14 protein-coding genes are annotated in these 13,093 nt (G+C 61.5%); 4 read left to right on the top strand and 10 right to left on the bottom strand.

The window, feature by feature from the left end; genetic code table 11:
• Positions 1-116: 116 nt before the first annotated feature.
• The 5 genes from proC to DDIC_RS03695 all read right to left on the bottom strand — a co-directional run bounded on the left by proC (position 117) and on the right by DDIC_RS03695 (position 5,104).
• Complete coding sequence (gene proC / locus DDIC_RS03715) at positions 117-914, bottom strand: pyrroline-5-carboxylate reductase (protein ID WP_136399206.1); 798 nt, start codon at positions 912-914, stop codon at positions 117-119.
• A gap of 4 nt (positions 915-918) precedes the next feature.
• A complete protein-coding gene (gene ndk, locus DDIC_RS03710) occupies positions 919-1,335 on the bottom strand; it encodes a nucleoside-diphosphate kinase (RefSeq protein ID WP_136399205.1) in 417 nt (138 codons plus the stop codon).
• Between the two features lie 2 nt (positions 1,336-1,337).
• Positions 1,338-2,780, bottom strand: coding sequence for a divergent polysaccharide deacetylase family protein (locus DDIC_RS03705; RefSeq protein WP_136399204.1), 1,443 nt, complete (start codon positions 2,778-2,780; stop codon positions 1,338-1,340).
• A 48-nt stretch (positions 2,781-2,828) separates the two neighbouring features.
• On the bottom strand, positions 2,829-4,157 hold the full coding sequence (locus DDIC_RS03700; protein WP_136399203.1) for a S41 family peptidase: 1,329 nt from the start codon (positions 4,155-4,157) through the stop codon (positions 2,829-2,831).
• A 452-nt stretch (positions 4,158-4,609) separates the two neighbouring features.
• Positions 4,610-5,104 (bottom strand): rubrerythrin family protein, encoded by a 495-nt coding sequence (locus DDIC_RS03695; protein ID WP_136399202.1) that lies wholly within the window; start codon positions 5,102-5,104, stop codon positions 4,610-4,612.
• Positions 5,105-5,265: 161 nt separating this feature from the next.
• Here DDIC_RS03695 and DDIC_RS03690 point away from each other — a divergent pair, with 161 nt between their 5' ends.
• Together DDIC_RS03690 and DDIC_RS03685 are read left to right on the top strand one after the other, a co-directional pair.
• On the top strand, positions 5,266-5,814 hold the full coding sequence (locus tag DDIC_RS03690; RefSeq protein WP_136399201.1) for a cupin domain-containing protein: 549 nt from the start codon (positions 5,266-5,268) through the stop codon (positions 5,812-5,814).
• Entirely contained in the window at positions 5,811-6,449 is a 639-nt protein-coding gene (locus DDIC_RS03685; protein ID WP_136399200.1) for a YigZ family protein, read from the top strand. Before DDIC_RS03690 ends, DDIC_RS03685 begins: the two co-directional genes overlap by 4 nt.
• A 146-nt stretch (positions 6,450-6,595) precedes the next feature.
• Here the strand turns inward: DDIC_RS03685 and DDIC_RS03680 are convergent, their stop codons facing one another.
• The 5 genes from DDIC_RS03680 to DDIC_RS03660 all read right to left on the bottom strand — a co-directional run bounded on the left by DDIC_RS03680 (position 6,596) and on the right by DDIC_RS03660 (position 10,446).
• A complete protein-coding gene (locus DDIC_RS03680) occupies positions 6,596-7,225 on the bottom strand; it encodes a tetratricopeptide repeat protein (protein ID WP_136399199.1) in 630 nt (209 codons plus the stop codon).
• Positions 7,222-7,614: a hypothetical protein gene (locus tag DDIC_RS03675; protein ID WP_136399198.1), complete on the bottom strand. Its 393-nt coding sequence runs from the start codon at positions 7,612-7,614 to the stop codon at positions 7,222-7,224. The genes DDIC_RS03680 and DDIC_RS03675 overlap by 4 nt, the downstream gene beginning before the upstream one ends.
• 22 nt (positions 7,615-7,636) lie before the next feature.
• Positions 7,637-8,308 carry a YkgJ family cysteine cluster protein gene (locus DDIC_RS03670; RefSeq protein ID WP_136399197.1) on the bottom strand — a complete coding sequence of 224 codons (672 nt, stop codon included), beginning with the start codon at positions 8,306-8,308 and terminating at the stop codon, positions 7,637-7,639.
• A 302-nt stretch (positions 8,309-8,610) separates the two neighbouring features.
• The gene (locus tag DDIC_RS03665; protein ID WP_136399196.1) at positions 8,611-8,799 is read right to left on the bottom strand and encodes a ferredoxin; all 189 of its coding nucleotides are present in this window, start codon (positions 8,797-8,799) and stop codon (positions 8,611-8,613) included.
• 216 nt (positions 8,800-9,015) lie between these two features.
• Complete coding sequence (locus tag DDIC_RS03660; RefSeq protein ID WP_136399195.1) at positions 9,016-10,446, bottom strand: trypsin-like peptidase domain-containing protein; 1,431 nt, start codon at positions 10,444-10,446, stop codon at positions 9,016-9,018.
• 133 nt (positions 10,447-10,579) lie between these two features.
• On the opposite strand from DDIC_RS03660, the gene cobT reads away from it, so the two are divergent.
• Both cobT and DDIC_RS03650 read left to right on the top strand, forming a co-directional pair.
• On the top strand, positions 10,580-11,686 hold the full coding sequence (gene cobT / locus DDIC_RS03655; protein ID WP_136399194.1) for a nicotinate-nucleotide--dimethylbenzimidazole phosphoribosyltransferase: 1,107 nt from the start codon (positions 10,580-10,582) through the stop codon (positions 11,684-11,686).
• Entirely contained in the window at positions 11,680-12,657 is a 978-nt protein-coding gene (locus DDIC_RS03650) for an ABC transporter ATP-binding protein (protein WP_136399193.1), read from the top strand. Before cobT ends, DDIC_RS03650 begins: the two co-directional genes overlap by 7 nt.
• Positions 12,658-13,093: the final 436 nt, after the last annotated feature.

The following is a 13,093-nucleotide window of genomic DNA, read 5'->3' as shown; positions in this document are numbered from 1 at the left end:
CACACGGCCTGCTGGGCAGGGTCCCCATTACAGACCATAAAAAAACCGGCTGTTGCGCAACAGCCGGTTTTTTTATGCCGCGCCCGGCGAACCGGGGCGGTTTTGAGCAAATGTGGTCAGCTTTCCATTTCCTTGCCGCGGGTATTGGCGGCCAGCACGGAATCAACCAGCAGGCCCACTAGCCCCTCGCGGTCGAGCACGTTCACGCCCGCAATGGTCAGCCCGCCGGGCGAGCACACGTCATCGCGCAGCTGCATGAGCGGCGCGCTGCTTTGCTCGACCATTTTGGCGCATCCGGCAAACAGGGCCGTGACCATCTCGCGCGATTCGCGGTGCTGAAAGCCCAGGGTAACCCCCGCCTGCACCAGCCCCTGCATCATGGCAAACACATAGGCCGGGCCCGCGCCAATAAGGGCGGAAAAAGCCGTAAACTTGCTTTCCGGCAGTTCCACGCACACGCCCAGCGCGTTAAAAAGCGCCAGTACGTCGCCCTTGCGGGCATCGGGCAGGGCGGGATCTTCAAAACAGAGGGCAAAAACACCCTTGCCCACCAGGGCGGGGGTGTTGGGCATGCAGCGCACCACAGGGCAGCGGCTTTCCACTGCCTGGGTCAGCTTTTGCCGGCTCACGCCTGCAGCGACTGACACCAGGGTTTTATCCGCCGTCAGCCCCGGGCGCATCTGCCCCAACACGTCCGCAGCCTGATAAGGCTTAACGCCCAGCACCAGCACGTCGGCGGCCTGCGCCACGGCCAGGGGGCTTTCGAGCGGGCGCACGCCCAGCTCTTCAAGCGGGCGCATGCGCGCGGCTGTTCTGTTGTAACCGCACAGATTGTATCCACCCTTGCGGGCAAGACCGGCCATAATGGCCCCGCCCATGTTGCCGCATCCGACACAGCCGATAGTGAGCGCCATAATACTACTCCGTGATTTCCAGGCCGCTGAAGAAGTAGCCTATTTCAAAAGCCGCGGTTTCAGCGGCGTCCGAGCCGTGAACAGCATTGGCTTCCAGGCTTTGGCCATACTTGTGACGCAGGGTTCCGGGCTCGGCCTGGGCCGGGTTGGTGGCGCCCATGAGGGCACGCCAGCGGGGAACGGCGTCATCGCCGCGCAGCACGACGCAAACCACCGGGCCGGAAGACATATAGTCGGTCAGGCTGTCAAAAAACGGGCGTTCCTTGTGCACGGCATAAAAGCCGGCCGCCTGGGTCTTGGAAAGGCGCAAGCGCTTGAGAGCCACGATTTTGAGGCCGGAAGCTTCCATGGCAGCCAGAATTTCCCCGGTCAGATTGCGCGAAACTGCGTCAGGCTTGATAATGGCGAAAGTGGATTGCATGCTTACTCCTTTTCCATGTTGATGTGGGGGGGATAAGGACTGCCCGCAATAGCGGCGCTGTCCTGGGCCAGCTTCCAGATAATGCGCCGCAGGGGCACAACCGCCACGCCATCCTTGTCCTGCCAGTCACGCAGGGCTCGCAGGGTTTCGGGATGAGGGTGACCGATGGCCACGGCCATGCCGTGTGCGCGGGCGCGGGCTGCCGCCGCGTCAAGTGCGAGGCTAATGGCTGCGGCGTCGCGGCGCGTATCCAGAAAAACATCGCGTGCAAGGGCCACCAGCCCCGCCCTTCTGGCGGCAACGGCCAGCTGCGGATCAGGCCGCGTAACGCTGTCGATCACGGCAAGGCCGCGCTCGCCCAGCATGCCCGCCAGAACCTCGCACAGTGAAATATCGCCCGTAAATGCCGATCCCATGTGGTTGTTCAGCCCTATAACCGTGGGCACCGCCCGCAGGTTGTCCTCAACAACCGCCCTGATCTGCTGCGCGCTCATGCTTGTGAGCAGCGCTCCGGGGCCGGGATCGGGCCGCCGGTGGTCAGCCCTTGGCAGGGCTTCCATGGGTTGATGCAAAAGACAGTCAAGCCGTCGCGAGGCCGCGATATCAGCTGTTTCCGCAGCGTGCGGCGCCTTGGGCCAGATGGCGAACGTCACGGGAAACAGCAGCGCTGCGGCTTCATCCGCAGCCGCAGTTTTCTGCCCCATGTCGTCGATAATCACGGCCAGGGCCGCCGCAGGCAAGGGCTGGGCAAGGTCGGCCAGCTGCCCCTCACGCCCCGGAAAGGCGAACACGCAACATACACTGTTATTCAATAAAACTTCAAGGGTTGCCTGTGGCGACCAGCGCACTGAAGCCCGCGCACCGGCGCTTTGCAGGGCATCCTGCCGGGCGCGCAGCCCTTCAAGCAGGGCCAGCCCCAGACGCAAGGGCGCGCAGGGGCCGCTGACGACATACTGCCGAAGGCTGTCGTCGCCGGGCGCAGCAGCAGGCCCTGTTGCCGCAAGGGTATCTGTCGCCGGAGGGAGAGCAGAAGTCTCTGCTGCCGGGCTCGCCGCAGCCTGGACATACGGGTTTTGCCCCGTCCTGTCGCCGCTGCCGTACGGCGGCGCTGCCAGCTGCCATTGGGCCTCGGGCAATGCGAGAGGCAAAAGGTGCGCCACCAGGGCGTCAACGGTTTGCAGCGCCAGGGCCCTGTCAAAAAACGGCCCGGCAGCATGCGAAGCCGCAAGCCCCGGCGCGTGCACGGACACGGGCTGCGCGACGCCGGACAAAGGCTGCGGCTGCGGGTCTGCCCCCAGCGACCGCCAGTACACCCAGCAGGACAATGCGAAGCTGAGCACGAGCCACAGCACGCCGCCAATAGCCAGCTGCCCAGACGCAGACAGCCCTTCGGCGGGCCGCAAGGGTCTGGCCGAAGGGCTGTCTGATAACTTTGTGTCGCGCAACGGCAACACCCTGTGTTTTTTGCCCGTCCGCCCTGAAGCGGTGCGGGGTTAGTTTCTGATTTCCCGCATCTTGGGCAGGCTTTTGACCATCTGCAGGGCCATGCGCAACTGGTTGTCGCGCGCGAGCTGCTCGGCGGTTTCTTCCTTGCCGCTTTTGGCCTTGGAAGACTTTTTGTCCTTGCCGTTTTCAAGGTGGCGGTTCAGATCCTGCTCGCGCACCATCAGACGGGCGTTGTCCTTGTCGTCTGTGCGCGGAGCCTCAAAAGGCACTTCCACATCGGGCACGATCCCCTCGGCCTGAATGGAGCTGCCGCTGGGCGTGTAGTACAGGGCAACCGTAAGCTTGAGGCCCGAGCCGTCGGAAAGCGGAATGATGTTCTGCACCGAGCCCTTGCCAAACGAGCGCTCGCCCACAGTGAGGGCGCGCTTCTGGTCGCGCAGAGCGCCCGCCACGATTTCAGAGGCGGAGGCGGAGCCGGCGTTGATCAGCACCACCATGGGGGCGTGGACGTCGTCGCTCTGCTTTTTGGCCTCGTATACGCGGTCGGTGTTGTCGCGCCGTCCTTTGATGGAGACGATAACGCCCTTGTCCAAAAACGTGTCGGAAACGCTCACAGCCTGGTCAAGCAGCCCGCCGGGGTTGTTGCGCAGATCAAGTACAATGCCCTTGATGCCGCCGGAATTTTTGGTTTCTTTATCCGCAGCCTTGAGGGCGTCCCTCAGCTCTTCGGTGGTGCGTTCAGAAAACCGCGTGAGGCGTATCCAGTAAAAGCCGTCATCAAGCTTTTTGGACTTGACGCTGATAAGCGGGATGGCGTCGCGCACGATGCGCACGGTCTGGGGGGTCTTGGCGTCGCTGTGCAGAATGGCCAACTCCACGTCGGAGCCCTTGGGGCCGCGAATACGCGAGACAACTTCCTGCAGCGAGAGCTCCTGCGCGGGCTGACCGTTGATGGACAGGATGATGTCGCCCGGCTTGAGCCCGGCCCTGTAGGCGGGGGTGTCTTCAATGGGGGTCACCACGGTAACCTGACCGTTTTCCATCGAAATTTCGATGCCGATGCCAAAGAATTCGCCAGAGGTCGTCTCCTGCATTTCCTTGTATTCATCGGCGTTCATAAAGGTGGAGTGCGGGTCAAGGCCCTGAAGCATGCCCTTTACCGCGCCGTTGATAAGGTCGCCCTGCGTCACATCGCGCACGTAATAACGCTCAACCAGATCAAGCACCTGGCTGAAGCGCTTGAGCGCATCAAACTTATTGGGGGCTTCCTTGGACGTTTCTTTTTTTTCGGCGCACTGGGGCGCACCCGGCGCGGCAACCATGCCGCCCACGGCAAGCAGAAGCACGAGAACACAAAGACGGACAAGAAGACGCATAACAACGATCTCCACGCGGACGTAATGAACAAATATAGCGCCGCAAGCCCAAAAGCCACAGCGCAGGGGGTGCAGCAGCGCCAGCCAGAGCGGGGGCCGCGCACCAGCCGGATATTGACCCTTTTCACGCTAAATTGCAACGCCAAAAGGCGCATCTTGCGCGCTGGCGGGCCATTGCGGCACGGCTTTTCGGCGTCATGGGGCTGCGCCTCTCCCGCCCGAGCCGCAGCGGATCGCAGAAAATATATGCGCCGGGCAAACCGCCGAAAGATCTTCAGCTTGCCCGGCGCACATGGAGCGCTCGGCATGAGCGCGGCGGCTCCCAGCTTGTGCAGAATCTCAACCCCTCATAGCAATACGACCGATGGCGATTGCTCTGGTTGCCGCCGTATTGTCCCGGCAGACGCATGCCCGGTCAGGGCCTGCCTCCTTAGGCTGGACGCCCCGACCTGCTAGCCTTCAACCTTAAAAAAGGCAGCCGCGCCGCCGCCGCATACGGGACATGCATCGCAAGGGCCCTCGTGCGTATAGCCGCAGACCTTGCACACATAATAATCGGTGGCGGGCAGACCGGCGGGATTTTCCAGAGCCTTTTTGTACAGGCTGGCGTGGATTTCTTCCACCTGGTTGGCAAAGTCAAAGTACTTGGCGACGGCAGCCTGACCTTCGGCCTGGGCCTGCTTGATCATATCGGGGTACATGGTGGTGAATTCGTAGGTTTCGCCCTCAATGGCCGACTTGAGGTTGGCCACTGTGTTGCCGATTTTGCCGGCGTTTTTCAGGTGGGCATGGGCGTGAACGGTCTCGGCCGCAGCAGCAGCGCGAAACAGCTTGGCAACCTGATGCATGCCTTCTTTATCGGCAGAGGCGGCAAATGCAAGATATTTACGGTTGGCCTGAGATTCGCCCGCAAAAGCGGCCATGAGATTTTCCTGGGTGGTGCTCATTTTGGGTCTCCTTGGTAAAGAAGTTATTCTTATTGGTAACAATTCCTAATTAAAGGATTCAACTGCCCTTGTAAAGCTTTTTTTAAAAAATAAGATTTATGACCCGCCCTTCCCCCTTTGTTCCCGTTGCGCAGAAACGTATGACAAGCTAAAAGGTACCTATGAACGCCCAAGAAATCATATCCCATTTCGGCATGCGTCCCCACCCCGAAGGGGGGTTCTTTCGTCGCACCTATGAAGCCCCGCAAATTCTTTCGGTGGATGAAATGCCTTGCGGGTTTATGGGGCCTCGCCCTGTTTCCACCGCCATACTTTTTTTGCTCGAACAGGGGCATTATTCGCGTCTGCACCGCATACGCCAGGACGAACTGTGGCACTTTTACATGGGCGGCCCCCTGCGCCTTGCCTGCATAGATACGCACGGGTATCCGCGCGAGGTAATGCTGGGGCAGGATATCCTTGCCGGTCAGCACGTGCAGTTTACCGTTCCCGGCGGGTGCTGGTTCGGCGCAACCCCTGCGCCCGGCACGCAGTTTACCCTGGTGGGCTGCACCGTATCGCCGGGTTTTGACATGGAAGACCTGCGCCTTGGCCAGCCCGAAGAGCTGACCCTGCGCTATCCCATGGCCAAGGACTGCATCCGCGAATTTTGTCCCCCGTTGAACGATGCACAGCGCGAGGCATGCAGAAGGTGCGGTGACGACGAATGACCCGATATGCCGTGCCCGATGTTGCCCCGCAGCATCCGCACTGCACAGAGCTTGTCATCCGGCGCAGCCGTTTTTTTACCCAGTGCGCTCACACGCCAGACCCCGCAAGCGCACGCGCCTTTATTGAGCAGATACGGCGTCGGCACGCCGATGCAACGCACAACTGCTGGGCATACGCCTCTGGCGCGCCGGGGGATACGGCGCAGATAGGCTCGTCTGACGACGGCGAGCCCCACGGCACCGCTGGCAGGCCCATGTTGCAGATTGTGCTGCACAGCGGCATTGGCGAACTGTGCGTGGTCGTGAGCCGCTGGTTTGGCGGCGTAAAACTGGGCACTGGCGGCTTGGTGCGGGCGTATCAGGACTGCGTGCGCGAAAACCTGGCCAGCCTGGCCGTGCGACAGCGCGTGCCGGAAAGCAGCCTGAGCCTTACCGTGGGCTATGCGCACCTGGATGCCCTGCGCCGCATGTTGCCCACCTTTGAAGCCAGGCTTGAAAGCGAAGACTATCAGGCAGACGCCCGCCTGCGGCTGCGCCTGCCTGCGGAGCATATCGAGGCCTTTACTGCAGCGCTCGCTGGCGTAAGCAACGGCGCGGCCCAGTGCCGTGTGCTTACGGATGAAGAGGCTGACTGACAGTACACAGTTTTTGGCAAAAGCGCACCCAGGCCCGGCGGCAATTTTCGCAGGGCCTTTTTTACGCCCCGCAGCTCGCCGCACAAAAAAACAGGGCCGCCGGAAAACTCCAGCGGCCCTGACGGACATTGACACCTGTGGGGCTGCTATGCCGCGCCCTTGGTCTTGAGCTCTTCCACAAAGCCTTCGGGCACTTCAAAGCCCAGGGCCTGCGCCTTTTTGGCGGATTCCGCAGCATCGGCGTACTGGCCCATTTCAAACTGGGCCAGGGCAAGGTTGTTCCAGGCCGGGGCAAAGCCGGGCTGCTGCTTGATCACGTCCTTGCAAGTTGCTTCGCAGGCCGCAAAGTCGCCCTTCATGTAGTGGGCGGTGGACAGGGCGTTTTTAGCCTGCACAAAATTGGGGTCCCACTTGAGGGCCTTGTTCAGGGCGGTGATGGCCTTGTCGGGCTCGCCGCGCTGCAGGTGCACAAAGGCGATGTTGCTCCACGGCACGGGGAACTTGGCGCGGCAGTTGGCGGCTTCTTCGTTGTAGCGCAGGCAGCCGTCAAGGTCGCCGCGTTCAAGACATATGCCGCCCAGCTGCACGTAGGCTTCCGCCAGGTGGGGCGAATTGCGCACCGCGTTGAGCAGCGCCTCTTCGGCGGCCACAAAGTCGCGCTTGGTCAGCAGGGCGAGCCCAAGATTGTAGTAGTGCGTTGCGCACTGCTCGTTCTGGGCTATCTCTGCCTTGAGGTCGGCGATGTATTCATCCAGGTCATCGTAGCGAGCTTTCATGCTATGTGCCCCTCTTTTTTCAAAAGATCATAGTACCATCGGCAAAAGTCAAAAATGCCCATGTACTTTTCGTCCCTATTGACCACGCCAAGGGCGCATTCGGTAGCACCCTTGCTGTAGGCATTGCCATACGGCCCTTTTTGGGCCGCGTCTTTCAAAAATGCGTTAACCAGTTGCTGCGTTGTGCGCTGGGACACGTCAGTGCGCATATCAAGTGGTTCGTTAGGCTTCTGGAATGGATCCCAGTTGTCGTAGCCGATGCGGTCCACAAATTTGCGTCGGCGCGGATTCATGCGGTCATAAATTTCGCGCTTGAGCACTTCCTGCTCATCAGTAAGCTGTTGCGGCGTTCCATCGCGAAAGACGGTGGCGGGAATGCTGCCGTACATTTCAAACTCCTTTCGCGCCCGATCAGGCCTCTTCTTTCTTGGCCGGGCCAATACCCAGATAGGCCTCATCGTAGCGGGTCAGCAAAGCCATGGACAAAGGCACGTACACCTCGTGCAATTCTTTAAAACGGCTCTGCACGGTGGTGGCCACATCCCTGCTCAGGTCTTCAAGCCTGTTCTGGATCTTGTCCATATGGATGGTGGGGTATGGCTTGCCTTTTTCAAAAGCCGAAAAGCCGCACACATGCCCCTGCCCGGCAATGGCCGTGGGCACGCCGTACACGCGGCAGGTGATGGGCCGGGCGTGGTACAGCAGGCATTGGTCGTTGTCGTCCAGCAGAGGGCAGCGCAGCTTGACCTGCGCGGCGCGCTCCATGATGGCCTCGGGGCTTTCGCCGTCTTTTTCCGCCCGGTACAGCTCGCGCTTGATGCGCGTGGCGCGGCGGTCAAGCTCGGAGGCCCGCTCGAGAATGCCGGAACGCTGCGGCCCGTACCCAAAGGAGGACTCAAAAGCCCTGTTGATATATATGGCTTCGACAAGCGAAAGATCAAAAAGCGCATGACAGCAATCGCTGCAGCCTTCCTTGCAGACTACGCACTGGGGAAAAGCCCCGCGCACCCTGCCGAAAAGGTCGTCAACTTCGGCCCGCAATGCTTCATAGCGGGTAAAAATAGAACTCAGATCAGGGATCATGGTTATCCTGCGGTAGTGCGGAAGACATGGGGGAGAACAGAGCAACTTCACCTTGAAACTGCTCTGCCGGCTGCATGAGCAGACGTTTGCCACAAAGACGCAAGCGCCATTTGCACGCGCTGCCACGCGCCGTAGCGGACGTCTTGCAACTTTGAGAACGCACAGTCTCAACGCCGGAATGCTCTAGCGGCAAAGCGCCCTGTACCTTATGAAAATGCCGCCTGGCGCGTGCGCGCCGGGCGGCACAATGAAAACTTTGAACGGGTCAGCTACGGAATGCCGCTCGGGCATCCATGCAATCCCTAGTTTTCTTCAACGGTGATGGCGCTGACTTCGCAAACTTCCACGCAGGATTCGCAGCCCAGGCATTCTTCGGCGTTCACGGGTTCGGACTTGCCGTCCTTGATTTCGTAAACTTCAACAGGGCACACGTCCACGCATTCGCCACAGCCCACGCACTTGTCGGTGTCGACATTAACATTATAACCCATGGTGTCCTCCCAATTAGCTTTGACTTGCTTGATTTTTCAAGCGGCTAAATTCCGCTTGTGCAATGGATAGCTTTAGGCTCCCACCCTGTCAAGTGTCGGTTCGGAAATAGGCAACCAGACAATTTTTACAGGATTTCGCACCGACTTTCCCTGGCATACGGAATGTCTGTTTAAAAAAATATTGCCTCGCCAACATGTTACCCGCAACAATCCGTTTTATGGAACCAGCCGCGCGTAATACCCCTTGCCGTTGCGCACAACCTGCAGCAAAACCTGCCCGGACATGCGCTCGCGCCTGAAAGCCTGTAAAAAATCGTCCATGGTGCGTATTTCCGCAGAGCCCACCGCCGTTATGCGGTCGCCCTGGCGCAGAAACGCTGCGGGGCCTTCGGCGCGCGCCTGACGCACCACCACGCCCTGCGCGGTCTGCGCGGCGCTGAATGCCCACCTGCGCTCAAGCAAAGCGCGGGCCTCCGCATCGCCAAAGGGTTCTGGCGTCGCCTCGATACGCACCGGGCCGCCCTCGCGCAGCAGCTGCAGCCGCAGGGCCGTACCCGCCGTCTGGTTGCGCAATATGTCGAGATAATCACGCCGGTCGCGCACGGGCGAGGCATTGATGCTCTCAAGTATATCGCCCGCCGCAATACCCGCCCTGGCAGCGGGCGAACCGGGAAACACCGCCGTAACCAGCACGCCGCCCGCGTCCCTGAGGCCCAGGGCCATGGCTGTGCGCCCGTCCACGTCCTGCAGGTCAAGCCCAAGCCACAGGGGGGCCACCCGCCCCGCGCTCATGAGGTCGTGCATGACCCGGCGGGCCTTGTTGATGGGGATGGCAAAACCGATGCCCTCGGCCCGGGCGTCCACCGCCGTATTGATGCCGATGAGCACGCCCTCGATATTTAGCAGCGGGCCGCCGCTGTTGCCGGGGTTGATGGCGGCGTCTGTCTGCACAAGATCGGTAAACGCGCCGCCCTTGTTGCGGATGGTGCGCCCGAGCGCGGACACCACGCCCGTGGTCACCGTATGGTTAAAACCAAAAGGATTGCCTATGGCGATGACGGTTTCGCCGGGCATAATGTCGCTCGAATCGCCCAGTTTTACCGCAGGCAGTTTGGATGCGCCCCTGATCTGCAGCACGGCTATGTCAAAATCGGGGTCTGCACCCTTGACGGACGCAGAAAATTCCCTGCCGTCCAGCAAATGCACCATTACTTCGTCGCCGCCGGCGATCACGTGCGCGTTGGTGAGCACAAGGCCTTTGTCGCCATCGACAATAACCCCCGAACCCAGGCTGACGCGCTTTTGCTTGACGCTGCGCGATCCCGGCACTTCAAAACCGGGGAAGCCGGGAAACCCCGGACCAAAAAACTGCTCCAGGGGTGAAATTCTCTGCCCTTCAATAATATGGGTGCTTGTTATATTTACAACAGCCGGGGCAACCGACTGCACAGCCCGCACCACGGGAGTCATGCGAGGGCTGTCGGGCGCAACGGCCCCGGCCCTGCCGGGCAGACACAGCAGCAGGGCCGCTGCCAGCGCCAAAAACAGCAGGCGGATGGCAAACCCGCCCTCCAACTCTGCCGCAGCGGCCCGCAGGGGGCGGGGCCGGGCATATCCATTGCGTATATGGTTGGGTATGGTCTTCATACATCATCCTTGCTTGTTAGCTAGCCGCTAACATAAGCACGCTCTAAAAATCGTAAAGTACCCCACGGCGCATTAGCAGGCACAAGGGACGCTCCGCCTTGCGCACAGGGGCCGTTAAGGATAAACAAACGGCATGAATACCACCCAATCCAACCTGCTGGAACTGATCTTGCCCGGTCTGAGCATCGCCCCCCTGCTTGAAAAAGATCTGGACGCCGCCCAGACCCATCTGGACGATCTCACCAAGCCCCAGGGCAGTCTTGGCCGCCTTGAAGACCTCGCCCAAAAGCTCTATGCCATGAGCGGCGGGCAAACGCCCATCAGCGTCAGCCCGGCCATCATGCTGACGGTTGCGGGCGACCACGGCGTGGCAGATCAGGGGGTTTCGCCCTTTCCCAAGGCCGTGACCCGGCAGATGGTGCAAAACTTTTTTAACAACGGCGCGGCGGTCAATGTTTTGTGCTGCACTTCGGGAATGGATTTGCGCGTGGTAGACGCAGGCTGCGACGGCGGTCCCTATGAACCGCACGCCATCCTGATCGAGCGCCGCCTTGGCGACGGCACGGCCGACATGAGCCAGGGCCCGGCCATGAGCCGCGAAACCTGCCTCAAGGGCCTGCGCATGGGCGTTGAGCTGGCGCAACAGCTTGCCGACGAGGGCTACCGCTGCCTTGGCGTGGGTGAAATGGGCATTGCCAACAGCACTTCGGGCACGGCCCTGTACTGCGCCCTGCTGCACCTTCACCCCGAGCAGATTACCGGCCCCGGAGCAGGCGCCAATGCCGACATGGTGCACCACAAAACCGGCATTGTGCGCAAGGCGCTGGAAGTTAACGAGCCCATGCTGCGCGACGGCGACCCCATAAGCACGCTGGCTGCCCTGGGCGGGTTTGAAATAGTTGAAATGGCCGGGCTCATGCTTGGCGCCGCCTCGCGCCGCCTGCCCGTGCTGGTTGACGGCTTTATCTGCAGCGCGGCCTACGTGGCGGCCCTGCATATCTGCCCCCAGCTGGCGGACTACGCCGTGCTTTCGCATGCCTCGGCAGAGCCGGGTCACGTGCGCGCCCTGCGCAGGCTGACCGGCGGAGACACCCGCAACACCCCCCTGCTGCACCTGAACATGCGCCTGGGCGAAGGCACGGGAGGCGCTGTGGCCTACCATCTGCTGCGCTGCGCCGCCGCCGTGTACAACGGCATGGCCACCTTCAGCTCTGCGGGCGTGGCGGAAAAAACATGCTGAACCAACCTGCGCCGGAACAATCTTCTGCCCCCGTCCTGCTGCGGCTGGAGGACGTTTCGCGCGTGTTTGACATCAAGCGCGGTCTGTTTGGCGACAGGAGTTCGCTTGTCGCCGTTGACCACGTAAGCCTGAGCCTCGCCAAGGGCGCAAGCCTCGGCCTTGTGGGCGAATCTGGCTGCGGCAAATCCACACTTGGACGGATGGCCTGCGGCCTGCTGACCCCCTCGCAGGGGCAGGTGCTGCTTGACGGCCGCCCCCTGCCTCCGGCCGGGGCCGACAGCTGGGCAGCCGGGCGCATACAGATGGTCTTTCAGGATCCTTTTTCCTCCCTCAATCCCCGCCTCTCTGTGGGCAGCTCGGTGGCGGAACCTCTGGCAGCCCGCAACATCCCCCGTGCAGAGCGCACTGCCAAGGCCGAGGACATGCTGGCGACCGTGGGCCTTGCGGGCATGGGCAACCGGTACCCTCACGAATTTTCGGGCGGCCAGCGCCAGCGCATAGCCGTGGCCCGGGCCCTCATCACCCGGCCCGACGTTGTTGTATGCGACGAGCCGGTCTCCGCCCTTGATGCCTCTGTGCAGGCGCAGACCCTCAACCTGCTGCGCGACGTGCAGGAGCACTTTGGCCCCGCCTATCTCTTTATCTCGCATGATCTCGCGGTGGTGGGCTTTTTGTGCCGCCATATTCTGGTCATGTATCTGGGACAAATCGTGGAAGAAGGCCCCACCGAAGCCATCTTTGACGGCGCGGGCCACCCCTACACGCAGGCCCTCATGGCAGCCATGCCCACAGGCAAACGGCGCGGCGAGCTCATTCCCGCTCTGGAAGGCGAGCTGCCAAGCCCCCTCGCGCCGCCCGCGGGTTGCCGTTTTCATCCGCGCTGCCCCAAGGCTCAGGATATTTGTCGCCATGAAGCCCCGCAGTGGAAGGAGCTTGGCTCCGGCTGGCGGGTGAGGTGTTGGTTGGCGTAGGGACTGGGATTTGCGCCTGCGCGGCGCGGGGTTAACTAGAATTTGCTGTCCTGCGGGCACGGCATTTTTCGCCTAACAGGCGATTGGGACGCCTGCGCGGCGCGCGATTTCGTCTGAATGGTGAAGTGACGCCTGCGCGGCGCGGGCTGATTAATTTTTGCCGCCCTTCGGGCACGGCATTTTTCGCCCTCCGGCGAAGTTGGGACGCCTGCGCGGCGCGCGGCAAGGCGGGGCCGGTTATGGGGCTACGCCCCCTGCGCGGCCCCCCTTGCATCCCCCCCGAAGCACCCCCTAAAGAGCGTTTTCAATTGCCGCCAAACGACGAGGGCACGCGTCTTCTGCTGCGGGAGCTTCCCTTACTCGCTACGCTCCATCGGGTGATCTCCCTCCGCGACGCGTAATGCCATACCCTGCTTCCGCTCTGATCAAAGTCCGC

It is taken from the genome of Desulfovibrio desulfuricans (genome assembly GCF_004801255.1).
Taxonomy (GTDB): domain Bacteria; phylum Desulfobacterota; class Desulfovibrionia; order Desulfovibrionales; family Desulfovibrionaceae; genus Desulfovibrio; species Desulfovibrio desulfuricans_C.
The sequence above is the reverse complement of the archived record's forward strand: the minus strand, read 5'-3'. Positions and strand labels throughout refer to the sequence as shown.

Coding starts and splice junctions, on each gene's coding strand:
- ndk (WP_136399205.1), bottom strand. CDS start 1,335: ATGCAATCCACTTTCGCCATTATCAAGCCTGACGCAGTTTCGCGCAAT.
- DDIC_RS03680 (WP_136399199.1), bottom strand. CDS start 7,225: ATGAAAGCTCGCTACGATGACCTGGATGAATACATCGCCGACCTCAAG.
- DDIC_RS03650 (WP_136399193.1), top strand. CDS start 11,680: ATGCTGAACCAACCTGCGCCGGAACAATCTTCTGCCCCCGTCCTGCTG.
- DDIC_RS03660 (WP_136399195.1), bottom strand. CDS start 10,446: ATGAAGACCATACCCAACCATATACGCAATGGATATGCCCGGCCCCGC.
- DDIC_RS03690 (WP_136399201.1), top strand. CDS start 5,266: ATGAACGCCCAAGAAATCATATCCCATTTCGGCATGCGTCCCCACCCC.
- cobT (WP_136399194.1), top strand. CDS start 10,580: ATGAATACCACCCAATCCAACCTGCTGGAACTGATCTTGCCCGGTCTG.
- DDIC_RS03675 (WP_136399198.1), bottom strand. CDS start 7,614: ATGTACGGCAGCATTCCCGCCACCGTCTTTCGCGATGGAACGCCGCAA.
- DDIC_RS03665 (WP_136399196.1), bottom strand. CDS start 8,799: ATGGGTTATAATGTTAATGTCGACACCGACAAGTGCGTGGGCTGTGGC.
- DDIC_RS03685 (WP_136399200.1), top strand. CDS start 5,811: ATGACCCGATATGCCGTGCCCGATGTTGCCCCGCAGCATCCGCACTGC.
- proC (WP_136399206.1), bottom strand. CDS start 914: ATGGCGCTCACTATCGGCTGTGTCGGATGCGGCAACATGGGCGGGGCC.
- DDIC_RS03695 (WP_136399202.1), bottom strand. CDS start 5,104: ATGAGCACCACCCAGGAAAATCTCATGGCCGCTTTTGCGGGCGAATCT.
- DDIC_RS03670 (WP_136399197.1), bottom strand. CDS start 8,308: ATGATCCCTGATCTGAGTTCTATTTTTACCCGCTATGAAGCATTGCGG.
- DDIC_RS03700 (WP_136399203.1), bottom strand. CDS start 4,157: ATGCGTCTTCTTGTCCGTCTTTGTGTTCTCGTGCTTCTGCTTGCCGTG.